This is a genomic window from bacterium (assembly GCA_008933615.1).
GTDB lineage: Bacteria > CLD3 > CLD3 > SB21 > SB21 > SB21.
In genome coordinates, this window is sequence record WBUR01000004.1 from 60,744 (window position 1) to 87,238 (window position 26,495).

A 26,495-nucleotide genomic window follows, 5' to 3' on the forward strand; every position below is an offset into this window, starting at 1 on the left:
TCGAAATCGGCCTTTGGTAAATAATTATTTTGGGTTATTTTTGACTGAGAGTTAACGGTAAATATCCAAATAACATGCCTATATTTTGATGTAATATAATTTGAATTTACAATACATATGGCTGAAATAATTGTGAAAAAAAAGAACACTGCAAGATTTTCTTTGCATATAGCGTTTCACACTGAAAATAATTTCAATGCGTTTTCTCGAACGATTTTTAGTTTTGTTTCTTCTTCTAACGGCAAAGACAAAAACTCATCCGCATTTTTTCTCATGTCCTCCACTTGCGGCCCGGGCCAATCCGTTCCGAATAACACTTTATCTGCAATTGCCTCCAGCCGCGGAAAATAATCACTTAACAGTTTTTTCGGCGGAATAGATGAAATATCCATATACATGTTTTTATGCCTCCGAATCAGATAAAAAGCCGTGTCCATCCATATGGGACGTCCGCCGTGTGCCATAATGATCTTCAGTTTCGGAAAATCGAGTGCGACGTCATCGAGAGAAATCGGATCGCCGTATTTGATTCGCGCGCCAGAAAAAAAAGATGTGCCTGTATGAACCATTACCGGAATACCCCACTCTTCGCATCGCCGGTAAACGATTTCCAGATTCTTCATTCCGTTCAGATAGTCGTTTGGATAAAAAAGCTGGTGCGGCGGGTGAACTTTAATAGCCCGTATACCGAGTTCATGAATCAGACGATGTATATCTGCGTCAGCGTCTTTTGTAAAGCGAGGATGAACGGAGCCAAACGCAATAAACCGATCGGGTGCGAAACTCTGATATTGAGCGGAGAAATCGTTAGAGCTGTCATCGAAACCCATCAGATCAGGGCTGACATAATTGATCAATCCGACTTTCTCGATTCCTGCACGATCCATTAATTCGATCAACTTTGCCGGGCTTTTCATCAGGTCCATAAGAAAATCAAAATTTTCTTTCCCCAATGCCATACGTTCCAGAATTGCAGGCTTCAGCTGCCACCAGGGTTGAATATGAATATGGATGTCGATAACTTTGACCATGGCAGACGATTACGCTTGAAATCCAAATGGATTTTTTGGCTCGCTCGCTTCCTCTATCTTTCCAAATTGTTCTTCGTAATGACGCATGTTCTGGACCAGTGCAGCTATCACGCGTTTTACATGTCCCGGGCTCATGATCACTCTCGCGTTGACCGTACCGGTCGGCGGTGTTACCAACATAAAATCGAGTATGAATTCTTCTTTAGAATGCGCTACGACCATATTGTTGGCATAAGCGCCTCCCTGTTTCTCTTGCGGGAAATTAATTTGAATTTCCTGAATCTTTTTTTCTTCGGCCATTCTGACGTATCCTTTGTATTATATTATTTGAATTTTTTGCAAAATGTGCATATTAAATTATACAGTGGTCAATATATTCTTGGGGTTCAATTCGTCTCCGAACGAGGACTGCCTTGCGATCACGAATCATTACCTCTGCGGGAATCGGATGACTGAGGAAGTACGGCATGGATTCCGAAAATCCATATGCGCCCGCGTTAAAAAACGCGATGGTGTCCCCTACTTCAATATCGGGCAGTTTTACATCCATCCCTATACAATCCAAGCTGGTGCACAATGGACCTTCAACACGGTATATGTTTGCAGGTTCATGGTCAAATTTATTGGAAACCCGCACCGGGTGATTCTGGTGAATTAAAGCCGGGCGCAGAAAATTATTAATCCCTGCATCCGTTATGACAAATCTAACGCCTCGTGAGGTTTTGACATCTACCACATTTGTCAACAGCACGCCGCACTCGCCCGAAAGATAACGTCCGGGTTCCACGATCCAGCGCACCGTACTCAGCGATGAAATTTCTTTATGCAGATCGCTAAACTCTCGCCCCAATGCTATGACGTCAAGTTCTTTCTCGCCTTCGGCATACGGTATTCCCAGTCCTCCGCCAATATCGATATACTCAAGCGATAGATTTTTATGATCCATGATATCACATGCGAGCCGTAGAATATTTTTGGTATTAGCTGCGAGCTGTTTATAATCCAACACCTGGGCGGCATTAAAAACGTGAATCCCCACAACGATGACGTTTTCAAGCTTCCTTACGCGATCAATGACGTCGAAAATCTGGTTCTCGTCAATCCCGAATTTTTTGGCCTGAGTCCCGCCTATCATTTTGATAGATTCCTTAATCGCATAATCGGTATTGACGCGCAGTCCGATCTTTATCTTCTTATTCTCTTTCTTTGCGGCGGAGTTTATTCTAATTATCTCATTTTCTGATTCACAGTTAAACGAGTAAATTCCAAGTTGTATTGCCAATACAATCTCATCGTCGGATTTCCCCGGCCCGGTAAAAACAACGCGCGCTCCATCGATGGCCAATTTTTTTATGGCTGTCAATTCACCTATAGACGCCACGTCAAACCCGCATCCGAGCTCGGCGAGTATTCTGATAACGGCTAAATTCGGATTGCTCTTCATTGCATAAAAAATGTGTACATGCGGTGGCATCGCTTCGCGCAATCGCTGAAATTTGGCACGAATAATCTCCGAGTCATAGACGTACAGCGGCGTCTTATATAGACGTGTCATCTCTTCAAAATCCATTCCGCCGATCTGAAGCCGTGATGTATTGCGTTTAAAATATTCCAGCATGATTATTGAGACTGCTCACAGAGTTTTTTTAAGTTTTCCAGACTGCTTACATTTAGTTTATTCATTCCGATCCTGACACTGAGCACCTTGATGCCGCCCAACAATCCGCTGAAAGTAAATTTTTCTTTTATGGTAACTTTGGTGTTGTTCTTATCCAATTCAAATAAAAGCACCTCCGGCTCCATTCCGTTCAATGGCCCTCCGGAAACTTTATATACTATGCGCGACGGAGAATCTGCTTTCACAAAACCCACATTCATTTTCAGCAATTGGGTGGCATCGCGCACCCCGGCCAGCATTGTGTCCACGTTGACGCCCGGGATCTGAACCTGCAAATTGATGTCTTTAGGAATATCAAAATTATCAAAAGAAATACCCCCCATCATAGCGATCACGTGCCATCGCCGGAGATTCTGAGCCTCGGCGAAAATAGCCTCCCGGGACACCCGAACATCTATACCGGTTTCGCTGTTATATTCTTTCGGCAGAAAAAAAATAATGACGACAAGCGCTGCGATCATGAAAACGACAAATAAGATCAGATTTTTAATCCATCTAAATAAGAACATGATTCATTTCCTTTGCAGAAAGAAAAACGTACGTTGTCCTGAGAATAATATTCGGCGAAACCACTAAAAGAAATAATTTATTTGTTTTTTCCCTAGTCTGATGCGCGTCAAAAAATATCACTCTAAGCCTTGAAAAACAAGCCATTTCTTACTTGAAATACGATATAAAATTGATTACTTTTTCAAACTAATTGTTTTGAAATCAAATCATTAACCTCGAGCCGTATTGTGATTGCCTCCAAATCTACCGACACGATTGTCGAGCAAATTCTTGATAAAACAGACGGTGAAAAAGAAACCGGATTACCGAGCCCTAAGACTTTTGATAAGCCGGAGAATTTTAACAACCGCGAACTGAGTTGGCTCGAATTTAACCGGCGCGTACTCGAGGAGGCCCAAGACCCTACCGTACCGTTGCTGGAACGAATTAAATTTCTTTCCATTTTCAGCACTAATTTGGATGAATTCTTTATGGTGCGTGTGGCGGGCGTGCGGCGTCAGATTGATGCAAATGTGTTAAGCAAAGGCCCCGACGGTTTGCTCCCCCGGGAGGTCATGGAAGCTATGTCACGACGAATCCATGAACTGACGGAAATTCAACATGATTATTTTTTTGACACGTTGCTGCCATTGCTCAACAAAGAAAATGTATTTATTCTGAAGCCGGATCAGCTTAACAACGATCAATTGATTTTTGCAGACGATTATTTCAAACATACGGTAATGTCCATCCTGACGCCATTGGCTATCGATCCCAGTCATCCTTTTCCGCATCTGACCAACCGAACCCTGTGTCTCATTGCGGAAATGAGATCGTTAGTCGAGAGCAAGCTTCCAAAAACAAATTTAGCCATTATTCCAATTTCAGTTTCAGTTATTCCCCGGTTTGTGCGCCTGCCCTCGCCTGAAGGGTCTTATCAGTTCATCCCGCTTGAGGACCTGATACGGGTATGCATTCATGAATTATTCAAAGGCTACGAGGTATTCAACTGTTATGCGATTCGCGTGATACGTGATTCCGATCTGCAATATGACGAGGATCCATCCGAGGATCTTATCAAGACCATTTCCGAAACTCTTCGAAATCGCAGAAAAGGCGCCGCAGTTCGATTGCAGTTTGAAAGGAATATATCAGAACCGGTACTGAAAAACTTGATTCAGGAATTAGATGTAGAGCCAGAAGATCTGTATCCGACCCGTGGATTCATAAGTTTCTCCGAACTGATGGTTATCTACAGTCAACTCGATATTCCGCATCTCAAGGACCCCGTATTCGTTCCGCGATTGGTTTCGGAATTCGAAACCGGAACGGATATGTTCAGCGTGATCCGAAACAGCGACGTGCTCATTCACCATCCGTATCAAAGTTTTAATTACGTCACGCGTTTTTTGCAGGAAGCGGCTGAAGATCCTCATGTATTAGCGATCAAAATGACGTTATACCGTATCGCCGCTAATTCGCCGATTGCTCAAGCGCTTCAACTCGCCGCAGAACGAGGTAAACAAGTTGCCGTTCTAGTTGAACTAAAAGCGCGTTTCGATGAAGAAGCAAATATTCAATGGGCGCGTAAGCTCGAAGATGCCGGCGCGCATGTGATTTACGGGATGTCCGGCTTGAAAACGCACTGCAAAGTTTGCATGATTGTGCGCCAGGAAAAGAACAAGATCCGCCGATATTGTCATCTCGGAACCGGTAATTACAATGATCGTACGTCGCAGATTTACGGCGATATGGGGCTTTTCACGGCGCATCCACGGTTTGGCGAAGATTTGTCTAATTTATTTAACGTACTTACGGGTTATTCCACGCCTCCGAAATTTCACCGCATTAAGATTGCGCCTACGGAATTGCGTGAGACGTTTATCTCGCGTATTCGGCGCGAGATCGCTAATGCCAGGGAAGGGAAGCCGGCATTGATTATTGCCAAGATGAACGCGTTGGTGGACAAGCAGATCATTTTGGAGTTATACCGCGCAAGCCAGGCGGGCGTTTCGATTAAATGTATTATACGAGGCATTTGTTGTTTAAAACCGGGCGTGAAAGGGCTCAGCGACAATATCGAAGTCATCAGCATTATTGACCGGTTTTTGGAACATGCACGTATTTTCTATTTTCAGAATAATGACCAGCCGGAATATTTCCTTGCCAGTTCTGACTGGATGCCACGTAATCTGAATCAACGGATCGAAGTACTTTTCCCAATTAAAGAACCGAAGTACCAGCAGTACATCTGGAATATTCTGCAGATTCAGCTGTCCGATAATGTCAAAGCCAGAAAATTTCTGTCTGAAGGAACTACCATTCGGGTCAAAAACGATAAGAAAAAGAACCGCTCGCAGATTGCTTTATATGAAATGCACGGTAAACTCAATTAATTTCCACTGATCGTCATGTCTGCGATCTTCAAGGTTGGACATGCCATAGGACCGCGAAACTCCAGATCATTTCCAACTGACATAATATTTTTCAGCATATCTTTCATGTTAGACGCCACCACGACTTCATGAACCGGGTATACCGGTGATCCATTATCAATCCACAGCCCTGACGCTCCGTATGAAAAAACTCCGCTGACCGGATCAAATCCGAATCCCATGAGTTTTGTAATTAACAAGCCTCGTCCGGTTTTTTGAATAATTTCTTCGGGCGTTTGAGTGCCTTTTTCAATAAATAAATTATTTACTCCGATCGTGATCTCCGAATCATACCTTCGATGGGCATGCCCTGTTGACTCTGTACCGGCTCTCAGCGCAGCTTTCGTATCATACATGAATTTCTTTAATACGCCATTTTCCACAATTACCTGTCGTGAGGTAGGGACCCCTTCCCCGTCGAAGGGTCGTGAGCCGAGCTTGCCTCGTAACGATCCGTCATCAATGATAGTTAAAAAATCCGGAGCGATTTGTTTTTCTATCTCATCTTTCAAAAATGATAATTCACGGTTGACGTTATCGCCATTTATCAATGAAAAAAAAGACGATAGAAATGTAACCCCGCAGGGCGGTTCAAAAATTACGTCGGCTTGGGTAGTTTGAATTTTTCTTGCGCCTAATAATCGGACGGTTCGCTCTACCGCTATGGCGGCTATTTTATCCGTAGAATCCAGTTTATCGAAAAATCGACTATAACTATACCAGGTTTCGTTTGTCCGAACGCCGCCCCAGGCTGCTACCGGCGAAACCGATATCCGCGACAACGTCATGGAATACGAACCTGAACTACCTTTTGAATTAAGAACGTGAATAGATGAAGTCGTGTTAGTAAAACCGGCTCCCTCGGTGTGTGTGATCCGAGCATCATTCTCATACACTTTTTGTTCAAGCGATTTTGCCAATAAAATCTTTTGATCAGGGCTCATATCCTGCACATGAGGATCAAAAAGTTCAAGGTCGTCGCATGGGGACAGAACCGCGCGCGGCAGAACGTTATTTTCATCTGCATCGGACAAATCAGCCAATGAGCAAGCGGAGTCTATGGTGGATTCAAGGGCGGGTTTTGAGAAATCGGTTGTAAATGAAAATCCGGTCTTGTTTCCGAGAAACACTCGCAATCCTAGCCCTTTGAAAGAGGATTGTTTCAGGCTTTCAATTGAGTCGTTGCGGACATGAACTGAGAACTCTTCGCCGTTTTCAATATACACTTCGGCGTGGCCGGCGCCACGTATCCGGGACCATCGCAAGACTTTTTCGGCTAGAGATAAATAATCACTCAAGCAGTAATATTTTCTATAATTCGCAGGTAATTTTGATAACGGTCTTCTGATATATCCCCATTTTTAACTGCGTCGATAACTTTACATCCGGCTTCATCGATATGATTGCATTCCAAAGAAGCACACTGCAGGTTATAATTCCTAAAATCCCTAAAATATTTTTTCAGGTCCTTCGGCGCAATACCGCCCGGTTCATATTCTCTTACGCCGGGAGTGTCGATTACAAATCCGCCGCCGTCTATTTTACTGAAGACAGTTTTTTGCGTTTCAACATAATCATCATCGGAAATGGCCTTGAAGTCTTCCGGCTCCGATGGAATCATCGTTTTTTGCGGCCGGGTCAGTAATTGAAACAGCGTCGTTTTCCCTACGCCGGTGTGGCCGGTGAAAACAGTCGTCTTGTTTTTTAACATCATCCGGATTTCCTGAAGGCTTGATTCTAAAGCCGATGAAGTATATACGATACGATAACCCATTCGTTTATACACATCCATTTGCTCGAGAAACATATTGTCCTCCGCCAGATCAATTTTGGAACAACAGATAACAGGCTTGAATCCTCTTTTTTCACATACCGCTAAGTGGGTGTCAAGCCAATCGGTTCTCAGAACCGGTTCTTTCACGGAGGTAACTAGAAATATCTGATTTACATTGGCGGCCTGAATTGATTCCCGGCCTTTAGACGACGGACCGGCTGCATAATTTTGCCGCGGTTCATATTTATCGATCAATCCCCTGCCATCTGCACGAAGGGTAATTCGCACGCGGTCACCGATATATATAGGGCCTTGTCGCTGGACAGATTCCTGCACAGCGCAAAGATAATCTTTATTTTCTGCGGTCACAGTATATTCTGATTTCTCGATTGACGAAACAAAACCATTCAGCGTTTTTACTTTGAATGTCGCCTGCGGCTGCACATGAGATTGTAAGGGTCTGGACGCCGATTGGTTTTTTCCGGCGTCAGAATTTTTTTGATGCTTAAACTCGGAACTCTTGTTCCTGTTTTGATCAGACCCTTTTGATTTATCTTTTTTAAATTTTCGATTTTTAAACCGGTCATGGTTCTGATGATTTGTTTGGGCCTGTACGTTTTTAGGTTGAATTTTATTTGGTTGGGCGTTATTGACCTGAACATTTTTTAAGTGAACGGCATCGGACTGATTTTTCGGCGGCTCAGGCTTTTTTTGTTGGCCTGAATTCTGTGAAATTTTCAGTTTATCGTTCAGTTCATCAAGATACTTTTGTGCCCAGTTATTATCGGACATTCACACTCCTTATTTCAATTTTTCAAATTCGGTAAACAGCCGGTCGTACGTTGCAGAAATATATTCCGGCATGACTTTAACGTCTCCGATCACCGGCATAAAATTAGTGTCCCCATTCCAGCGAGGCACGATATGCATATGCACATGATCATCGATGCCGGCGCCGGCCGTGCGGCCAAGATTCACGCCTAAATTAAATCCTTCCGGTTTCATACATTCACGCAGAGCGGTAATACTTTTTTGCGTGGTCTGCATAAAATCCAGCAACGTCTCCGGAGGCAGTGAATTGAGATCGGGCGCATGCTGATAGGGCACCACCATAAGATGGCCGTTGTTGTAAGGATACAAATTCATCATGACAAAATTATGCGTAGACCGAAAAAGAATCAAATTTTCTTTATCTGTATCGTCTTGCGGCTTGAAACAGAAAATACAGCCCTCGCCTTCGCTTTTATCCGCCGCCTTAATGTAACGCATGCGCCATGGCGCCCATAATTGAGTTGGCACAACTTTCTCCGTCAATTAGTGAATAATAACAAATCATTTCGTGTCATTCCACATCCCCTCGCTTTTAATCAGTTCAATCAGACGTTGATCTGCGGCCGCCATGTCAATATTACGTTCAACCAACTCTTTTCCAACGTAGAGATTGATCTTTCCGGCGCTTGAGCCAACATAACCAAAATCGGCGTCGGCCATCTCACCTGGCCCATTGACAATACAACCCATGATCGCAATTTTGACGCCTTTAAGATGTGCAGTCTTGGATTTGATTCGAGCCGTCACTTCCTGCAGGTCAAATAGCGTGCGCCCGCAGGAGGGACATGAGATAAATTCAGTTTTGGATATGCGCAGGCGCGCTGCCTGAAGTATATTATAATTGAGCCGTATCAGGTCGTCCGCTTCCATGTCAGGATCTTCAATATAAATGCAGTCGCCTATTCCGTCACAAAGAAGCGATCCCAATTGGATGGAAGCCTCAAATAATGTCGGTATTCCTTTCTTTGCAGAATAGTGAATCTTAATCGGCGACTTAAGATCAGCGGCATGAAGTTTTGCTGCCAGAATACGGTTAGCATAGATCGTATCGTCGCATGGCATTGAAACTGAACAGTTACTGAAATCCTCATCGGAACACACCCGCATATATTCGACGGCCTCATCTGCAACTGTCATTATCTGACTGAGAGATGGGTGTGAGTCGAGAGATGCTGCTTCGAGATGCAATGCCTTTTTCTCAAAAACTTTCAATAAATTTATTATGTCAATAATTTCCGATCGAACGTTTTCTCCAGGCGTGTAGTGTAATATGTCGCAATGTAAAATTGAACTCTTTGCAATATCTAAGTCCTTTTTAATCTGCGCAGAAATTGCAACCGGAATATGGTGATTTTGAATCAGTGAATATAAATTCTGAAGCGATTCTACATCATTCAAACTTTTGATTTCGACACGCACGATTTCGGCTCGCACTGCATCCGCTATCCCGGCTTTAGACATGTTTTTAACGGCGGTGAATGCTTTTTCCGTATGGGATATAGACATCGGCAGCGGAAGTTCTACGCGCACATGATGAACACCCCCCAAATTGAACAGGGGCAGTTCCACCGTTTGCGACCATCGTCGGCCGTATTGAAATGGGCCGCGCGCTTCACAAATATCCGGATCGTCAGTATGGTTAAAAGACGGCTTTTCATTATAGCTGTTATATTTTCCTGCAATGGCGCGCGCTGCTGGAATTTCAAAAACAGAGTTTTCGGTTAATGATACACGAATCGTATCGCCTAAACCGTCTTCGAGTAATGCGCCAATTCCAATGGCAGACTTGATGCGCCCGTCTTCGCCGTCACCGGCTTCCGTCACACCAAGGTGAAAAGGGTAATCCATTTTGAGTTCATCCATCCGCGATGCCAGCAACCGATACGTAGCGATCATGACCTGCACGTTAGACGATTTCATGGAGAGAATTATGTTTTTGTAATCGTATCTTTCGCAAATAGAAACAAATTCCAGGGCCGATTCCACCATTCCCAACGGCGTGTCGCCGTAACGGTTCATAATACGATCTGACAAAGAACCGTGATTGGTGCCAATTCGCATTGCAATGCCGTATTCCTTGCATCGCAAAACCAGAGGCCTGAAAGTTTCTTCGATACGATCAAGTTCTTTTTCGTAGTCATGATCCGAGTAATCAACCACAGCAAACTTTTTCTTGTCGGCATAATTGCCGGGATTGATACGCACTTTTTCGACGAATTCAGCTGCCTTCATTGCTGCATTCGGAGTAAAATGAATATCAGCAACCAACGGGACTCTGATTTTCTGCTGATTTAGCGCATCACGGATGTTTTTGAGGTTTTCGGCATCTCGAATGGACGGAGCCGTAATGCGCACAATCTCACACCCCGCTTCATACAGTTCGATCACTTGCCTCACCGTCCCGGCCGTATCCATAGTGTCCGTTGTGGTCATCGATTGGATGCGAATCGGGTTAGTTCCGCCGATACCAATGTCGCCGACCATAACTTCCCGTGTTCTGCGACGGGCATAAGAGAACACGGTTTCGCAATATTTGGATTTTCGCTGTGATTGAACGATAAGGGGATTAGAAACTAATACTTCCATGCAGTTATTTGAATTGCTTCTTAGTTATGGTAAATACCGATGCGTAATATTCCGTTCTCAATTTTCTTTATTACCTTTTCCAGATTTTCATCTTCAGCGTTTTCCGGAACGGTTAATGCCAGTATACACGGCTCCGTTTTGGCGTCTTTATCGACGATTTTTCTTGCGTGCACATTCAGCCTCCCTTGTCCGATAATGATGGGGCGGCACATGGGATCGCTTTCATAATTTTGCGCAACGGCAACATTCATCGCCTGGATCACATTTCGTAAAGAGTCTCCATCTAATATCCGCGATCCGACAGTGATTTTCGGTTTTCGTTCAACGTTATATATTCCTGCAGCGGCATAATTGTGCGAATTAATATGATACATCATAAGCATCAGTAATCCGTCCGCATCCTGGTCTGCACGCTGTTTACGACGATCAAAAAACTGGCGTATGACCTCAATCTGACCTTTCAGTTTATTTCCCGCGCAAACTGGATGAGAAACAAAACAGGAACGTCCTCGACACGTATCAAGCGGTTCCCCGCACAATTGGCTTCGCCAATAATCCGTGGTTGACATCATCCTTTTGATGATGGATTCCCTAGTCAACGCATTTCCCTGTTCGTCTCTTCCGACGTATAATGCCGCATCCCAAAGAAATTCTTGAATATCTGAAAGCTCATACGTGCTTGCTTTATTAATGATCTCGTCAAACGCTTCTTTATTATAAACATTCTTGATAAGGTCCACTTTGAACTCACGGCTCAGATTGTCTTGCGGCATATTCCCCCTTTCGGGCATTAGTCTATTGTAACCCGGAATTTTCTGATTTAGATTCACGCGTCATCAGATCATGAACAGCTTTTTTTGGCGACTTACCTTCAAAGATAACCAGATAAATCTGTTCGATAATCGGCATTTCGACGCCATATTTTTTCGATAACGCAAACGCAGCTTTTGCAGTTTTGACGCCCTCGGCGATCATCTTCATGGATGTCAGTACTTCGTCTAAAGTCTTTCCTTGCCCCAACTGGATTCCGACACTTCGGTTTCTGCTCAAGTCCCCCGTGCAGGTGAGTACAAGATCACCCATACCCGATAATCCTAAAAAAGTCATTTCATTCGCGCCCATTTTTTTCCCAAGCCTGAGAATTTCAGCCATACCTCTAGTGATCAAGGCTGCTCTCGTATTGTGACCGTACCCTAGTCCATCGCTGATTCCTGCCGCTATCGCGATGACATTTTTCAAGGCGCTGGCTAGTTCCAATCCTACAATGTCCTCTGAGGTATAAACACGAAAGCGCTCATTGGCAAGAATGGATTGACAATATCTGGCGGTTTCAAAGCTTTTGGAGGCTACAGTCACTGCGGTCGGTAAACCAATCGCCACTTCCCTTGCAAAACTGGGCCCTGATAAGACAGCCAATTGATTGTGATTAGTCGGGGGCAGAATTTCTAAAAGCAATTCCGACATCGTCAGTAATGTATCGTTTTCAATTCCTTTGGTGCAATTCAAAAAAATAGTGTCGCTATCCGAGAATTGAACGGCCTGTTGCATTACAGAACGGGTGGCGTGCGACGGATTGACCTGCAATACAAGTTTCTTTCCACCGACGGTATCCTTGAGCGAGGTGGTTGCCAAAATATTCTGTGGAAGCGTGATTCCCGGTAAGTAAGTCGTGTTCTCCCGCATACTGTTAACCGCATCCACCACATTATTTTCATAAGCCCACAGAGTCACGGGATGACCGTTCTTCGCAAGATGAATTGCCATAGCTGTCCCAAAACTGCCGGCACCAATAATACCAATGTTGATTTTTAACATATCAGTCCTCAAACCGTTTGAGACTCTAAATATAGAGATTAATACTTTTTTTAGCAAGCAAATATCTCTCAATCTGCGGCGATGTAATTACTATGTAATATTTATAAATAAATTTCAAGCCAATGCGTAATTTCACTTGAATTTTGTTGGAAAGCTGACTAAGTTTTCCAACAAAAAAAAGGAGTACCTGTTCATGCGAATCTTTCTTGAAGCCGGCGCCGGTTTTAACAAGGGCAAAGATGTATATGGGCGTGAAATCATAGGTTCCGCAGATAGTGAAGCCATTGTAAAAAGTTGCGCAGCATTTCTTTCTTTACAAAAGGAAATCCGGGAGCGGGACATTGAGGTACTGCAGACTAAAGACGCCGTAGAACGGCTCGAAGATATAAACGCAGATGATCTGCTTGTATCAGTTCACGTCAACTTTTATCGCGACCCGTCCGGAGAGGGTTTACGTGGGTTTTATAGAAGCTCACGTAAACATAATTCTGAAAAATGCAAAGCATTGGCCATAACGGTTACAAAAGGATTACACGACCATATCGATTTGTATTATCATGGAGTTTTTAATGAGCAGCGTAATGGCTCATCTGCATTGGAGTCCGTTGTTCAATCCAGAGGGCTGGGTGCACTCGTAGAGGTCGGCTTCAGTGACGGAAATAAAGACATGATTAATAATGCGATGCTTTCCAAAAACATAGGCGATGGGATCGGTATAGGAATAATCCGACATCTGAGCGCTTTACACTAGAAATTCGACCAACTCAAGACGACCGATTTATTGGTTTTGAGTATAATTTGTTGTTAAGCGAGGGCGCATATCTATATATTTATTTTGTAAAAACACCTTGACAAAGCATATTCAATTTGTTATTTTATTTAACATTAAGAAAATTTCATTATTGAAACCATCCCATCAAGTTTGAGGTTATGTTCTATATCAAACTTTAAGAACGGCCTTAGCGTAAGATTTAAGATTTTAATCGGAGGAATTATGGTTGTGGCAAATTTACAAAAGTTTTCATTAAGTTGTCTTATTCTGTTTCTGATTGGCGCAGTAAATACGGCACCTTTGTCAGCGCAGATAGGAAATGGATTGGGCACTGGAAAATTTGGTACGTTTAATACGTATTCGGCATTTGCGATGGAACCGGGGTTTCTCACCATGTCAAATCAGGGAAGGATTTTTGCAAGCACCGGACAAAGCGGGAACTTCGCAACTACGGTAAAAAACGTCAACCTGTATCACGCGTCAAATAACTTCACGTTCGTTTACGGTTTTATGGATCACTTTGACGCATTGGTCTCCATTGCAACATATCAAGACTTGAATATACGACGTTTGGGATCAAAACAGGCTACGACACCGGGTGACTTATACGTGACTGTCCGGGGTGGTTCATTTGAAGTTATGGACGGCAAGATCGGATTGGGCGCGGCCATTTCATCGCGCATACCAACCGGTGGCCAAAATAACGTACCTTTTGAAGTTTACAAGAGCCGAAATGCAGAGTTTGGATTACTAACTATGGCATCTTTGTATGGCAATCCTTACTACAAAGATCAGGCTTATTTGATCAATTTTAATTTGGGTTTTTGGTATTACAACGATAACGGAACTGTGGTAAGCCCGATCAAAAATGCAACAACCAGTAGCCTGACCGAAAGCAATGTCAATTCAACAAGTCTACAATACGGATTTGGAGTCCTATTCCCGTTAAATAAAGTTCAACTGATGCTTGATGCGTACGGCATCTCTTATCTGACAAAGCCGGTTAAACACGCGTACAGTCGTGAATCATTTACGTATGTGACCCCGGGTTTGAAATACAATTTGCGATCATGGGTCAATTTTGGAGTTTACGTTGATATTCTAATGACTGGAAAAACAGATAAAACCTATTATCCGCTTGACCAATCAACAGGAGTCACAAAACCTGGCGAAATTCGTGATCGTAATACTGGAGCAATAATAACAAAAGGTGCACCTAATTACAACAGTTGGCGATTAGGATTCAACCTAGGCTTCAATATTCTACCTGTGGGATTTTCTTCCGCTCCAACGGAACAACGTCGAAAAAGATTGCTTGACCGCTTAGTTGAAGAAGAGCGCGGCGCACAGAAAGCCGCAAATCAGCTGGATAAATTGAAGTCCGTTCGACTGAATGCCGAAAAGGAACTTGAGAAAATTAAGCTGGAACTCGAAGGCGGGCAATAATTTGTTATTCCTGAAGATGAATGAAAAAGATTGAGGCGATCATTCGCCCGTTTAAGTTAGACGACGTTAAAGAAGCTCTTTTACAAGCAGGCGTTAAGGGAATGACCATCACCGAGGTCCGCGGTTTTGGCCGGCAAAAAGGACATTCTGAACTCTACAGAGGAAATGAGTATCGGATAGATTTCCTACCGAAGATTAAGATTGAAGTCGTTGTTGAAAATTCCAAACTTGATCACATTATCGATATTATGTTAGATGCAGCCAAAACCGATCAAATCGGCGATGGAAAAATATTTGTAAGTTCACTGGAGGATGTCATACGAATAAGAACGGGAGAATCGGGTGAAGAAGCGATTTGACTTTTCTATCAAGCGTAGAAAAGGTCGATCCAAACATAGTTCAGGCTTAAAGTTTTTTTCATAGGAATTTTAGCCCCTTTCCGATACAGGAAAGGGGCTTTTAGTTTTTACACTAAACTAAACATACATATTTACTTAACAAAAAGGAGAACCCCGCATGTCCAGTGAAGCGATCAAGAAAGTGTTGGAGTTTGCAAAAAAGAAAGAGGTCAAAGTTGTTGACTTCAAATTCGTAGACTTTATTGGTATATGGCAGCATTTTACCGTACCTATGGATGAACTCACCGACGACGTATTTGAAAACGGATTAGGTTTTGACGGATCCAGCATACGGGGTTGGAAGGCCATTCATGAAAGCGATATGATCATAATTCCCGATCCAAGCACAGCATTTATTGATCCTTTTCAAACACCCACAACCCTCAGTTTGACAGGAGACATCCATGAACCTCTAACCAAAGAGCGTTTTGTCCGTTGTCCTCGCGGTATTGCAGTAGCTGCGGAAAATTTTTTAAAATCGACCGGCATAGCGGACACTGCTTTTTTCGGGCCGGAAGCGGAATTTTTCATTTTCGATGACGCACGCTTCGACCAGGGACAAAATTTTGGCTTCTATTATCTGGATTCGGTAGAGGGAATTTGGAACCGTGGGCGCGACGAACATCCTAACCTTGCTTACAAGACGCGCAATAAAGAGGGTTATTTTCCCGTTCCGCCAACCGATCGTTTTCAAAACATACGAAACGAAATGATGATGGTGATGGAGGAATGCGGAATCAAAATCGAACGCCAGCACCATGAAGTTGCCACAGGCGGTCAAGCCGAAATCGATTATAGGTTTGATGCGTTAAAAGCGAGCGCGGATAAGCTGCTGCTTTTCAAATACATCGTAAAGAACGTTGCATTCAAACACGGGAAAACGGCAACCTTCATGCCGAAGCCGATTTTCGGAGATAATGGAAGCGGCATGCACGTTCACATGAGTTTATGGAAAAACGGACAGCCGCTTTTCGCAGGAAATCAATACGCAGGCCTTAGCGAAATGGCTCTTTATTTCATCGGGGGCATACTCAAACACACAAAAGCATTGAACGCATTGGCAAATCCGACTACGAATTCCTATAAACGCCTGACGCCCGGATTTGAAGCGCCGGTAAATCTTGCCTATTCACAGAGTAACCGCAGCGCTGCTGTTCGAATTCCAATGTATTCGTCCAGCCCAAAAGCCAAACGAGTCGAATACCGATGCCCGGATCCGTCGTGTAACCCGTATCTGGCATTTGCGGCTATGTTGATGGCGGGAATTGACGGTATTCAAAATAAAATTCATCCGGGCGATCCTTTGGACAAAAACATTTACGATCTTGAGCCGGAAGAATTGGCGAAAGTTCCATCCACCTGCGCCTCGCTTGACGAAGCCCTGATCTCGCTTGAAAATGACCATGAATTCTTACTTAAAGGCGAAGTGTTTTCGACTGACGTGATCGATACATGGATCCAATATAAACGCGAACAGGAAGTGAATGCGCTGCGCTTGCGGCCGCATCCATATGAGTTTGCACTTTACTTTGATATTTAATATCTCAAACAGAACTGCAAATCTTTGTGCCTGAGGCGCATCAGCCTTCGGCTGAAAAGATTTGGCAGTTCTACTAACTTCAAGGCTGAAGGGTCGTTCCTCAGCCTTTTTTATTTTTTTGTAGTCAAATCTCCGAGGTGGCCGCAACTATTTTTTGACTTTGGCTGAATATTTTGATATTTTCAGGCGCTTAAAAGACCACATAACCAAGAAATAAAAATGATCGAAATCTCCGACATTACCGCTCGACTCGAACAAGCCCGCGAAAAACTCTCCGACCTTCGGAGGTTTCTTTGACCTCGCTCAAAGAGAGCAAAAGATCTCCAATTTAGAAGCGCAGACTACCGTCCCCGATTTCTGGAATAATAATCAGCGAGCGCAACAGATCATGCAGGATATTTCCATCGAAAAAAACTGGGTTGACGGGTGGAAAAAACTCGACACGCAGTGCGAAGATCTGCACATGCTTCTTGAGATCGCTGAAGAAGAAAACGATGAAGCCACGCTAAAGTCCATTGACTTGGAGCTCATTGAACTCGGCAAGGAATTGGCTAATCTGGAATTACGCGCCTATTTTACAAATCCGGAAGACACCAAAACCGCTGTATTGACCATTCATCCAGGAGCGGGCGGGACTGAATCTCAGGATTGGGCGGAGATGCTGATGCGTATGTATCAGCGCTGGGCATCAAACCGGGGAATGGGCGTACGGATTCTTGACATACTTGACGGGGAGGGCGCCGGTATAAAGAGCGTAACCATGGAAATAACCGGTGAATTCGCTTACGGCTTGCTAAAATGCGAAAGCGGCGTACATCGTTTGGTGAGAATATCACCGTTTGATTCTAACGCGCGTAGACACACGTCTTTCGCTTCCGTATTCGCTATGCCGGAAATGGATGAAATTGAAACAAAGATCGAAATCAACCCGTCGGACCTCCGGGTTGACACATACCGCTCCGGTGGAAAAGGCGGACAGAATGTCAACAAAGTTGAAACAGCCGTGCGATTCACCCATATTCCAACGGGCATCGTCGTGGCGTGTCAGAGCGAAAGATCTCAATTCAAGAACCGTGAAATAGCCATGAAACTGTTGATCTCAAAAATATATCTGCTGCAGAAAAAAAATGAGCAGGATAAATTGGATAAAATCGAGGCTACCAAAATGGATATTGCATGGGGAAATCAAATTCGTTCCTATGTACTGCACCCGTACAATCTCGTCAAAGATCACAGGACGGACGTAGAAACGAGCAATACGCAAGCGGTTCTGGGCGGTGATATTGACATGTTCATCGAAGCCTGTTTAAAAAATAAAATAGTTCAATAAGCCCCTGCGGAGATTTTTTTTAAATGAAAACGTATCTTTCTGACCAACTAAAAAACGCTTTAACTTCTCTTTCGATTACCTTCGACGGCGACATTATTTTCACCCGTACAAAGGACGTGAAGTTCGGGCATCTGGCAACCAACATCGCCATGATGTTGGCAAAGGAACAAAATATCAATCCACGTGAACTGGCTCAACAAATTGTTTCTAATTTGAAGTTGAACCCTGAATTAGTAACTAAAGCGGAAATAGCCGGAGGCGGCTTCATCAATTTTTTTTACAATCCGAATTACCTTTACACTCAACTGGGCATCATTCAAAAAAATATCGATCAATTTGGTGCGCATACTTTTGGTCTGTCTAAAAAAGTGAATGTTGAGTTTGTCAGCGCCAACCCCACGGGTCCACTGAGCATAGGACACGGAAGGCAGGCCGTTCTCGGCGACGTGATTGCAAGAATTCTGTCCAATGCCGGTTATCTTGTCACCCGCGAGTACTATTTTAATAACGCCGGTGTGCAAATGAAAAAACTCGGTGAGTCCGTACGTATACGTTACCTGGAGCTGTTGGGTGCTACTATTGAATTTCCGGAAAAGCATTATGAAGGCGAATATATCAGAGACATTGCTCAGGCCATATTAAATGAACACAAAGACTCATGGAAGAATTTCGATTTTGTCCCGTTCAAAAGCGTTGCGGAGGAAATTCTTTTTGACGAAATTAAGAAAGTTCTCAAACGCCTTAATATTGAATTTGATGTATACTTCAACGAAGATACTCTTTACAAAAACGGAAATATTGAAAAGCTCGTAACGGCTTTTAAGAAAAAACAATTAACGTATGAAAAAGATGGGGCGCTCTGGCTTAAGACGTCAACTTTTGACTATGAACACGGCTCCAAAGCAGAAAATGATAAGGTCATATTAAAATCCACAGGCGAGCCGACGTATCGCTTGCCTGATATGGCGTATCATGTGACGAAGTTTGAGCGCGGTTTTGATTTTATTATTGATATTTTTGGAGCAGACCATATTGCAGAATATCCTGATGTTTTAGCCGGCCTCAAAGCGCTTGGATACGAAACGTCCCATGTACGTGTCTTGATTCACCAATTTGTAACTTTGCTTAAAGAAGGCGAGATTCTTAAAATGTCCAAACGCAAAGCAAATTACGTGACGATTGATGAATTGCTTGATACGCTGGGTTCTGATGTGTTTCGTTATTTTCTTATTATGCGGGGACACAATTCTCATTTGAATTTTGACCTAGAGCTTGCCACAAAAGCAACGATGGAAAACCCGGTTTTCTATGTTCAGAATGCGCACGCAAGGATTTGCTCGATAGAAAGCAAGGCCTCGTCGAAGGGATTCAATCCGTCTGAAACCGTGCAGGCAAATCTGACGTTGCTTTCTGCGCAAGAAGAAAAAGACATTATTCAAAAGCTGCTTGAATTTCCAGATCTAACGCATCGGCTGGCGCTGGTATTGGAAGTGCATCCTCTGACCACCTATTTGGAAGAATTAGCCGGGCTTTATCACCGCTATCAGACGGCAGGAAAAAAGAATGATGCTCTTCGTGTGATAACTTCTAATCATGACCTGACGCTCGCTCGCCTTGCATTGTGTCAGGCCACAAAAGCAGTTATCGCCAAGGGGCTCCATATTCTGGGTGTATCAGCTCCCGCATTCATGACACGAGAAGAGGAAATTGATACGCTTTGAAAAACGTTGACTTTTAGGACGGTGTTGTATTACATTGCACGCCGATTTAAAAAACTGTTTTATTTAATTCCGGAGGAAAATTGTCAATTTTAGTTGTAGGCTCGGTTGCACTTGACTCAGTGGAGACCCCATACGGTAAAGTAGATGACGCGGTGGGCGGATCAGCCACGTATTTCAGCGCATCGGCAAGCTATTTTTCACCGGTCAACCTGGTTGCGGTAGTGGGCAATGATTATCCAATGCATGAGATAGAATTCCTAAAATCACGCAACGTTGATTTTGCAGGGTTACAAGTCGAACCGGGTGAAACCTTTCGCTGGGCAGGGCGATATAATTACGATCTCAACCAGCGCGACACGATTTATACGCATCTCAATGTCTTCCAAAATTTCAAACCGGTCATCCCGGATAAATACAAGGACGCCCAATTTGTTTTCTTAGGCAATATCGCGCCTGAATTGCAGCTCAGTGTATTGGAACAGGTTCACAAGCCGAAAATGGTCGCCCTGGATACGATGAATTTCTGGATAGAAGGCAGTCAAAAGGCATTGCGAAAAGTGTTGGAAAAAGTAGATGTTTTTATCATCAATGACGCCGAGGCAAGGCAATTAGCGCATCAGACCAATTTGGTCAAAGCGGCTAAAATTATTTTTGAAATGGGCCCGAAAATTATCGTTATTAAAAAAGGCGAATACGGCGCGGCCATCGTGACTAAAGAATCACATTTTGTTGTTCCAGCTTACCCTCTCGAAGAAGTATTTGATCCAACCGGCGCCGGAGATACTTTTGCCGGTGGATTTGTCGGCTACCTCGCTAAAACTAACGAACTAAACGAAGCAAATCTGAAAAGAGCCGTTGTGTACGGAAGCGCCATGGCTTCGTTTTGCGTACAGGACTTTAGCATCAACGCCCTGAAACAATTGACGCCTGAACAAATACATGAACGTGTTTTAGCATTTAAGTCTCTTAGCCATTTTGACGAAAATTAAAGGATAGTTTAATGAAACTTGGCGAAGCTCTAAACGAAAAATTGATCAAGATCCCGCTCCAAAAATTTGAGAAAAAGGAGATTATTACGGAAATGATCGACGTGCTTACCGCATCCGGAAAAATCATGGACCGTGAAAAGGTATTGCAGGCCGTGTTGGAACGGGAACAAATGATGAGTACCGGTATCGGTAATTCTGTTGCTATCCCTCACGGAAAATCGCAGGGCGTACAGGAATTAGTTGTTGCGCTTGGCATTACTCCGCAGGATGTTAATTTTGACGCCTTGGACGGCAAACCTGTGCGTATTGTCTTTATGCTGGTCGGGCCGGAAAAATCATCCAGCGTTCATATCAAAATGCTGTCCCGTATTTCCCGCCTTTTGAATCAATCCGCTTTCAGAAAAAAACTCATTGATTCCAAGTCCGGAGCGGACGTCATGCAGATCATTATTGATGAAGAAAAATTACTGGAAGGATAGTCAAGGAAGCTCGATCTTTGGATTATCGCGATTGGGTTTAAAAAATAATAACGTCCTGCCGATAATCTGAACCAGAACAGCATTCGTCCCCCGTTCAATCTTCACAGCCACGTCTTCTTTTATTTCCTCACAACCGTCTTGAATTTTTATTTTTATCAATTCTTTCGTATTAAATGCGTTGTTAACAGATACAAAAGTATTATCCGACACGCCGGATTTCCCGACTGAAACCGTAGATTTTATTTTGTTCCCGAGCCCTTGTAAATATTTTTTTTGTTTTCCTGTTAACTCCAAAATACATCCTCTATGTTATTCTGCGGCCTTTAATAATGGCTATTGCGACAAGTATAAGGCCGGCGACAACAAATGTCAATGGCCAATATAACTTCGTCCACATAATAAGTTCATAGGGCATCATAAAAAAAGTCTGCGACATATAAACGCCGCCAAATACGAGCAAAAACAAACCGGCTACGAGCGAAAACCACCGTTTAAGATTAACTATAAAATTGGCTAAAGACATCCCTCCGGCGATCAACAGGTACATCGGCCAAAGCTCGCGCATACGAAAATCGCCGACGTTATCGAGATACACATGAAAACACCCAATAAGCAAGAAAGTACCGCCCCAAAAAAGATTATATTTCTTGAGAACTACAGTTCTGGCCAATAAAAATAACCCAAAAATGATAAATCCGAATCGTTCGATTTCCGCCCAGCGGATCAGATGCGCATTCCACAAAAGCCAAACCGTTCCAAGTCCGATAAGCCATAACCCAAGCATCAAATATTTATGTGGGTTTTTCTCTCGAACGATCATTCCGGCATTTTCGGATTGAATATTTTCTGAGGCAGAATTCGTTACATTTGTTTCCATAGCGTTTTTCCTTTAGGGATTAACTGTTTTGGATCCGAAAATCCTATTGTTACTTTCATCCGATGTTAAAATCGCAATAAGTAGGTACGCGAGGATTCCTATCGGAAATGTGAGGAAAGTCAATACAACCCATAGGATGCGTATAATAGATACATCCATGTGCGAGTAATTGGCTAACCCTGAGCAGACACCCCATATTTTCTTGTCATGTGAGTTTCTTTTGAATTCAGATGACGCACCGGCTTCCTTTACATTATCTTCAAAAGTTCTTAACTTGGATCGGGAGGCGATCAGGAATATACCGACGGCAATCAGTGCAACGGGAACCACAAAATCCCAGTCAAAATGACGCCAGAATCGCCTAAACTCGAAAATGTTCAGAACGTCCAAAAACAGGACTCCGCCAAGAAGAATCAATACAATACCCCAGAATAAGCTATAATTGACATTTCTTTTGTTTTGAATATCGTGAGCTTCTTGTTCAGATAAATTGTGAGCCGGCGAATGGTCAGGATTTGCAGGAACAAGAATCATGGCTGTAATATAGGCAACAATACCTGTGCCGCCAAAAAAGCCAAAGAGCACAAATAGTACGCGCACGAGAGCGGAACTCATTCCAAAATATTCCGCTAGTCCGCCGCAAACGCCGTCAATCATCTTATCGTGCCGCGATTTAAATAGTTTGTGCGGCATTTCAGTCCGGTTGGTATTTTCTTCCATGTTCTTTCTTCCTTTCTACATGTTGGATAATTGAACGATATATATTAAAAATTGTTGCATGCTTCTATTCGAAAATGACGAAGTTTTTTTAGAAAATACTTTTTCGGTTACACAATATCATGTATATTGCGGTCGCTTAAACAAACAAAAAGGAGAGAATATGTCTACGACTATTGTTTTAGAAACTACGCAAGGAACTATTGAGGTCAAACTCATGCCGGAGATCGCTCCAAAGGCCAGCGAAAATTTTGAGAAGCTGGTTGAAAAAGGGTATTACGATGGAATTATTTTTCATCGGGTCATCAAAAATTTTATGATACAAGGCGGTGACCCCACTGGAACAGGACGCGGCGGACAATCGGTTTGGGGGAAACCCTTCGAGGATGAATTCAGTCCGTCGGCTACTTTTAATCGCCAAGGCTTATTTGCAATGGCCAATGCGGGACCAAAAACCAACGGAAGCCAATTTTTTATCACAACGGCACCGGCGACCTGGCTAAATAACAAACATACTATCTTCGGTGAAGTGGTCGCAGGTTATGATGTCGTGCAAAAAATTGAGAACGTAAAAACCAATGCATCTGACGGTCCGTTGGAACAACAAAAGATAATCAAAGCTTATAAAAAGTAATTTTATGAGCACGTACCGTATTCTATTGTATTATAAATTTGTTAAAATCGAAAATCCGGATGTTTTTGCACGGGAACATTTGGATTTTTGCAATTCATTAAAACTCCTGGGACGAATTATTGTTGCTCCCGAAGGCATCAACGGAACTTTATCCGGCACGATACAGCAAACCGATGCGTACATCGCCCTGATGCGCCATGACCATCGTTTTGCAGATATGGAATTCAAAATCGATGGATCGGAGGGTCACGTTTTTAAAAAACTTTCGGTAAAAGCGCGCAAAGAAATTGTTACTTTTGGTTTGGACACGATCGACCCAAACGACCTAACCGGAAAATATATAGAGCCAAAGGAATTTTACCTGGCCATGCAGGAACCGGAAGCAATCATCATTGACGCCCGCAATGATTACGAATACGACATAGGGCATTTCCAAAAAGCTATTCGCCCAAATGTTGAGGCTTTTAAAGAATTTCCGGAGTGGGTCAGGAAGAATTTAAGTGAACTGAAAGATAAGAAAATCTTGACCTATTGTACTGGTGGAATTCGCTGTGAAAAATTTTCCGGATTTCTTTTAAAGGAAGGATTCAAAGACGTGTGCCAGCTTCACGGCGGAATTGTTAATTACTCCAAAGATCCCGACGTTAGAGGCCGGCTATTTGACGGGAAGTGTTATGTGTTTGACGAACGCATGGCCGTTCGTGCTAATTTCACAGCAGAAGAAAAATTAATTTCAAAATGTTATTACTGCAGCACCATTACAGACCGATTTGTTAATTGCGCTCACCTCGACTGCCATGTCCGCTTTTTTTTGTGTGAATCATGTGAAAAAACGCACCGCCGCTCGTGTTCAAAGGCCTGTGAAGATGCTGAGCACCATGAATACGTTGGGTTATAAGATCGCCCAGGCAACTTTTCAACTCCGCTCTCGTAGGTAGCCTAGTTCCGTTAATTCAAAATCATATGAACAAATTAATCACAACGTTGTATCTATTTCTATTGGTTGCAGGATATTCCTGTGATAGCGCCAAGATAAGTGAACCTGAATGGCAAAACCCATTGCAACAATTAAAGGTTTATTCCATTTTGGAAGTTGGCGACTATATTTGGATTGGAACAGATTATGGACTCGTACGTTTTGACAAATCCAATACCGATACGACTCTTTACGATACGCAAAATTCAGGATTACCTCACAATCATGCTATAACGCTTGCTGCAGACGATAGTCAATGCATATGGATTGGAGCCGGAAACAGCGCTTTAGTCAGATTTGATGGAGTACATTGGAGTGTTTTTGATATGGAAAATTCAGGTATTCCAAGTAATACAATTTCCGACATCGCCATTGACACGCAAGGGAACATGTGGATTGGAACCTCTGATGGCGTCGCCTTTTTTGACGGTGAGAATTTTACAAACTACAACACCGACAATTCACAATTACCATCCAATACGGTAACATCAGTTGCCTTAACAAAAAGTGGAAAGTTATGGGTTGGAACTTGGGGTAATGGTGTTGGCGTCTACCATGCATCGAAATGGACGGTTTATAATACAACTAACACGGTAATGCAAAGCCCTTATATATTCGATATTGCGGTTGATAAAGACGATCGTATATGGATTGGTGAAGGCGGAGGATTAAACCTGGTCAGCGGTACATCCTGGAAAAATTACAACACATTAAATTCCGGCCTTCCAAATAGTGATGTAACGAATCTAGCATTTGATAGAAATGGACATGTCTGGCTTGGAACTTATGAAGGGGGCATTGCTGATTTTGATGGAAAGCGTTGGACGGTTTATGATATGGCTAATACCCTATTGCCGTCGAATCAAATCACAGCAATACTAGTTGATCAGCAAAACAATAAATGGATCGGTACCCGCTTTGGTCTATTTTTATTCAATGAACACGGTATTCGGCTTCAATAACGACTTAATCCACTTTCGGCAATTCAACTGTTAGTCAACAATGCCTTTCTCACAAAATCTTGAATAATTTTTTCTGTTTTTTCTATGGAATGGATTCCGTGCACACTTTTGCCAGCCTGATAATAATCTTTCGATGACATTTTTCCGTTCAGAGAAGATTTTTTTAGTTGCCGAAGTGAACGTAACGCATAGATCAGGCGCATAATTTTTTTTAGCTGCCGGTGCTTCAACAAAGTTCGCGCTAACCACCCCGCTTTAATTCCAACCCTATCAACGTATTCCGTACGTATCACCGACAAAGGAACGCCCGTAACGCGTTCCGTGTGAACAATATCGTCCTCATCCGCGTTAATAATGGCTTTCTTATAATCGGCGTGAGCCGTACATTCTTCCGAGGCAATAAATCGCGTTGCCATCATCACGCCGGAATATCCCATGTTCAAAGCTTCCACAAAATCATTTTCGTCGCCTATACCGCCGCCACAGATCACTGGAAGTCCCAGATCGCGAATTTCGTCCAACAGCCTTCGCAGATCATGATTGCCCGCATGACCGCCGGCACGGTCATTTACCGCGATGAGACCATCCACACCGGCTTCAACTGCCTTCAGTGCCCATTTTCGTTCTGTCACCTTGTGATAGACGACACCCCCTACCGCATGCGCTTTTTCAACAATCCATTTTGGATTTCCCAGGGACGTGTCAAAAAAACGAATTCCCTCTTCGATTCCAATATCAATCCATTTCCGCATACGGTCTTCGTATATCTTTGACGATTTTTCAACCGTTGCATTCAGAGCAAGCGGCTTTTTTGTTAATCGTCTTATATACCGAAGACCTTCCAAATAATCGTAACCGTGCACGTACGTCAATGACAGAGGCTGAATAATACCCAATCCGCCGGCTTCGGAAACGGCGGCAACGAGTGCGGGGTTACTGCACGGGTACATGGCTCCGCACATAATGGGAAACTGCACACCGGCCTGTTTTGTAAAAATAGTATCGATAGCCATAA

26 protein-coding genes are annotated in these 26,495 nt (G+C 43.3%); 12 read left to right on the top strand and 14 right to left on the bottom strand.

What is annotated here, in order from left to right; genetic code table 11:
- Positions 1–176: 176 nt before the first annotated feature.
- The 4 genes from F9K33_02465 to F9K33_02480 are packed head-to-tail and all read right to left on the bottom strand — an operon-like array spanning position 177 to position 3,218.
- On the bottom strand, positions 177–1,031 hold the full coding sequence (locus tag F9K33_02465; GenBank protein KAB2881086.1) for an amidohydrolase: 855 nt from the start codon (positions 1,029–1,031) through the stop codon (positions 177–179).
- A 9-nt stretch (positions 1,032–1,040) separates the two neighbouring features.
- Positions 1,041–1,331 (bottom strand): DUF3467 domain-containing protein, encoded by a 291-nt coding sequence (locus F9K33_02470; GenBank protein KAB2881087.1) that lies wholly within the window; start codon positions 1,329–1,331, stop codon positions 1,041–1,043.
- 52 nt (positions 1,332–1,383) lie between these two features.
- Positions 1,384–2,649 (bottom strand): diaminopimelate decarboxylase, encoded by a 1,266-nt coding sequence (gene lysA, locus F9K33_02475; GenBank protein KAB2881088.1) that lies wholly within the window; start codon positions 2,647–2,649, stop codon positions 1,384–1,386.
- Between the two features lie 2 nt (positions 2,650–2,651).
- Positions 2,652–3,218, bottom strand: a complete 567-nt coding sequence (locus F9K33_02480) for a hypothetical protein (protein ID KAB2881089.1) — start codon at positions 3,216–3,218, stop codon at positions 2,652–2,654.
- 201 nt (positions 3,219–3,419) lie between these two features.
- Here F9K33_02480 and ppk1 point away from each other — a divergent pair, with 201 nt between their 5' ends.
- Positions 3,420–5,594 (top strand): polyphosphate kinase 1, encoded by a 2,175-nt coding sequence (gene ppk1, locus F9K33_02485; protein ID KAB2881090.1) that lies wholly within the window; start codon positions 3,420–3,422, stop codon positions 5,592–5,594.
- Here the strand turns inward: ppk1 and F9K33_02490 are convergent.
- The 6 genes from F9K33_02490 to F9K33_02515 all read right to left on the bottom strand — a co-directional run bounded on the left by F9K33_02490 (position 5,591) and on the right by F9K33_02515 (position 12,639).
- Positions 5,591–6,982: a TldD/PmbA family protein gene (locus F9K33_02490; protein KAB2881091.1), complete on the bottom strand. Its 1,392-nt coding sequence runs from the start codon at positions 6,980–6,982 to the stop codon at positions 5,591–5,593. The genes ppk1 and F9K33_02490 overlap by 4 nt on opposite strands.
- Complete coding sequence (gene rsgA / locus F9K33_02495; GenBank protein ID KAB2881092.1) at positions 6,928–8,199, bottom strand: ribosome small subunit-dependent GTPase A; 1,272 nt, start codon at positions 8,197–8,199, stop codon at positions 6,928–6,930. The genes F9K33_02490 and rsgA overlap by 55 nt, the downstream gene beginning before the upstream one ends.
- A gap of 9 nt (positions 8,200–8,208) precedes the next feature.
- On the bottom strand, positions 8,209–8,676 hold the full coding sequence (locus F9K33_02500) for an HIT domain-containing protein (protein ID KAB2881153.1): 468 nt from the start codon (positions 8,674–8,676) through the stop codon (positions 8,209–8,211).
- A gap of 63 nt (positions 8,677–8,739) precedes the next feature.
- Complete coding sequence (gene ispG / locus F9K33_02505; GenBank protein ID KAB2881093.1) at positions 8,740–10,824, bottom strand: (E)-4-hydroxy-3-methylbut-2-enyl-diphosphate synthase; 2,085 nt, start codon at positions 10,822–10,824, stop codon at positions 8,740–8,742.
- 20 nt (positions 10,825–10,844) lie between these two features.
- On the bottom strand, positions 10,845–11,597 hold the full coding sequence (locus tag F9K33_02510; GenBank protein KAB2881094.1) for a hypothetical protein: 753 nt from the start codon (positions 11,595–11,597) through the stop codon (positions 10,845–10,847).
- Between the two features lie 22 nt (positions 11,598–11,619).
- Positions 11,620–12,639, bottom strand: coding sequence for an NAD(P)H-dependent glycerol-3-phosphate dehydrogenase (locus F9K33_02515; protein KAB2881095.1), 1,020 nt, complete (start codon positions 12,637–12,639; stop codon positions 11,620–11,622).
- A 193-nt stretch (positions 12,640–12,832) separates the two neighbouring features.
- On the opposite strand from F9K33_02515, the gene F9K33_02520 reads away from it, so the two are divergent.
- The 8 genes from F9K33_02520 (at position 12,833) to F9K33_02555 (ending at position 21,314) form a co-directional block, all read left to right on the top strand.
- Positions 12,833–13,390 carry a hypothetical protein gene (locus tag F9K33_02520; GenBank protein KAB2881096.1) on the top strand — a complete coding sequence of 186 codons (558 nt, stop codon included), beginning with the start codon at positions 12,833–12,835 and terminating at the stop codon, positions 13,388–13,390.
- A 249-nt stretch (positions 13,391–13,639) separates the two neighbouring features.
- Positions 13,640–14,857 carry a hypothetical protein gene (locus F9K33_02525; protein KAB2881097.1) on the top strand — a complete coding sequence of 406 codons (1,218 nt, stop codon included), beginning with the start codon at positions 13,640–13,642 and terminating at the stop codon, positions 14,855–14,857.
- Positions 14,858–14,877: 20 nt separating this feature from the next.
- The gene (locus F9K33_02530) at positions 14,878–15,216 is read left to right on the top strand and encodes a P-II family nitrogen regulator (protein KAB2881098.1); all 339 of its coding nucleotides are present in this window, start codon (positions 14,878–14,880) and stop codon (positions 15,214–15,216) included.
- A 157-nt stretch (positions 15,217–15,373) separates the two neighbouring features.
- Positions 15,374–16,795 (top strand): type I glutamate--ammonia ligase, encoded by a 1,422-nt coding sequence (gene glnA / locus F9K33_02535; GenBank protein KAB2881099.1) that lies wholly within the window; start codon positions 15,374–15,376, stop codon positions 16,793–16,795.
- A 219-nt stretch (positions 16,796–17,014) separates the two neighbouring features.
- Positions 17,015–18,125, top strand: a protein-coding gene (gene prfB / locus F9K33_02540) for a peptide chain release factor 2 (protein KAB2881100.1) whose coding sequence is annotated in 2 segments (ribosomal slippage) — positions 17,015–17,080 and positions 17,082–18,125 — 1,110 coding nt in all. Because the reading frame shifts where the segments join, the coding sequence is not laid out codon by codon here.
- A 23-nt stretch (positions 18,126–18,148) separates the two neighbouring features.
- Complete coding sequence (locus F9K33_02545; protein ID KAB2881101.1) at positions 18,149–19,846, top strand: arginine--tRNA ligase; 1,698 nt, start codon at positions 18,149–18,151, stop codon at positions 19,844–19,846.
- A gap of 80 nt (positions 19,847–19,926) precedes the next feature.
- Positions 19,927–20,835, top strand: coding sequence for a sugar kinase (locus tag F9K33_02550; protein ID KAB2881102.1), 909 nt, complete (start codon positions 19,927–19,929; stop codon positions 20,833–20,835).
- Positions 20,836–20,846: 11 nt separating this feature from the next.
- Positions 20,847–21,314: a PTS sugar transporter subunit IIA gene (locus F9K33_02555; GenBank protein ID KAB2881103.1), complete on the top strand. Its 468-nt coding sequence runs from the start codon at positions 20,847–20,849 to the stop codon at positions 21,312–21,314.
- On the opposite strand, the gene yhbY is transcribed toward F9K33_02555, so the two are convergent.
- From yhbY to F9K33_02570, 3 genes are read right to left on the bottom strand one after another with little or no spacing between them, the layout of a single operon-like run.
- A complete protein-coding gene (gene yhbY, locus F9K33_02560; GenBank protein ID KAB2881104.1) occupies positions 21,315–21,611 on the bottom strand; it encodes a ribosome assembly RNA-binding protein YhbY in 297 nt (98 codons plus the stop codon).
- A 7-nt stretch (positions 21,612–21,618) separates the two neighbouring features.
- Positions 21,619–22,191, bottom strand: a complete 573-nt coding sequence (locus tag F9K33_02565) for a hypothetical protein (GenBank protein KAB2881105.1) — start codon at positions 22,189–22,191, stop codon at positions 21,619–21,621.
- Positions 22,192–22,203: 12 nt separating this feature from the next.
- Complete coding sequence (locus tag F9K33_02570; protein ID KAB2881106.1) at positions 22,204–22,911, bottom strand: PspC domain-containing protein; 708 nt, start codon at positions 22,909–22,911, stop codon at positions 22,204–22,206.
- A 160-nt stretch (positions 22,912–23,071) separates the two neighbouring features.
- Here F9K33_02570 and F9K33_02575 point away from each other — a divergent pair, with 160 nt between their 5' ends.
- The 3 genes from F9K33_02575 to F9K33_02585 all read left to right on the top strand — a co-directional run bounded on the left by F9K33_02575 (position 23,072) and on the right by F9K33_02585 (position 25,480).
- The gene (locus F9K33_02575) at positions 23,072–23,542 is read left to right on the top strand and encodes a peptidylprolyl isomerase (GenBank protein ID KAB2881107.1); all 471 of its coding nucleotides are present in this window, start codon (positions 23,072–23,074) and stop codon (positions 23,540–23,542) included.
- Between the two features lie 4 nt (positions 23,543–23,546).
- Positions 23,547–24,440 (top strand): rhodanese-related sulfurtransferase, encoded by an 894-nt coding sequence (locus F9K33_02580; GenBank protein ID KAB2881108.1) that lies wholly within the window; start codon positions 23,547–23,549, stop codon positions 24,438–24,440.
- A 65-nt stretch (positions 24,441–24,505) separates the two neighbouring features.
- Positions 24,506–25,480: a hypothetical protein gene (locus F9K33_02585; GenBank protein KAB2881109.1), complete on the top strand. Its 975-nt coding sequence runs from the start codon at positions 24,506–24,508 to the stop codon at positions 25,478–25,480.
- Positions 25,481–25,503: 23 nt separating this feature from the next.
- Here the strand turns inward: F9K33_02585 and F9K33_02590 are convergent, their stop codons facing one another.
- Positions 25,504–26,493, bottom strand: a complete 990-nt coding sequence (locus tag F9K33_02590) for a nitronate monooxygenase (protein ID KAB2881110.1) — start codon at positions 26,491–26,493, stop codon at positions 25,504–25,506.
- Between the last annotated feature and the right edge of the window lie 2 nt (positions 26,494–26,495).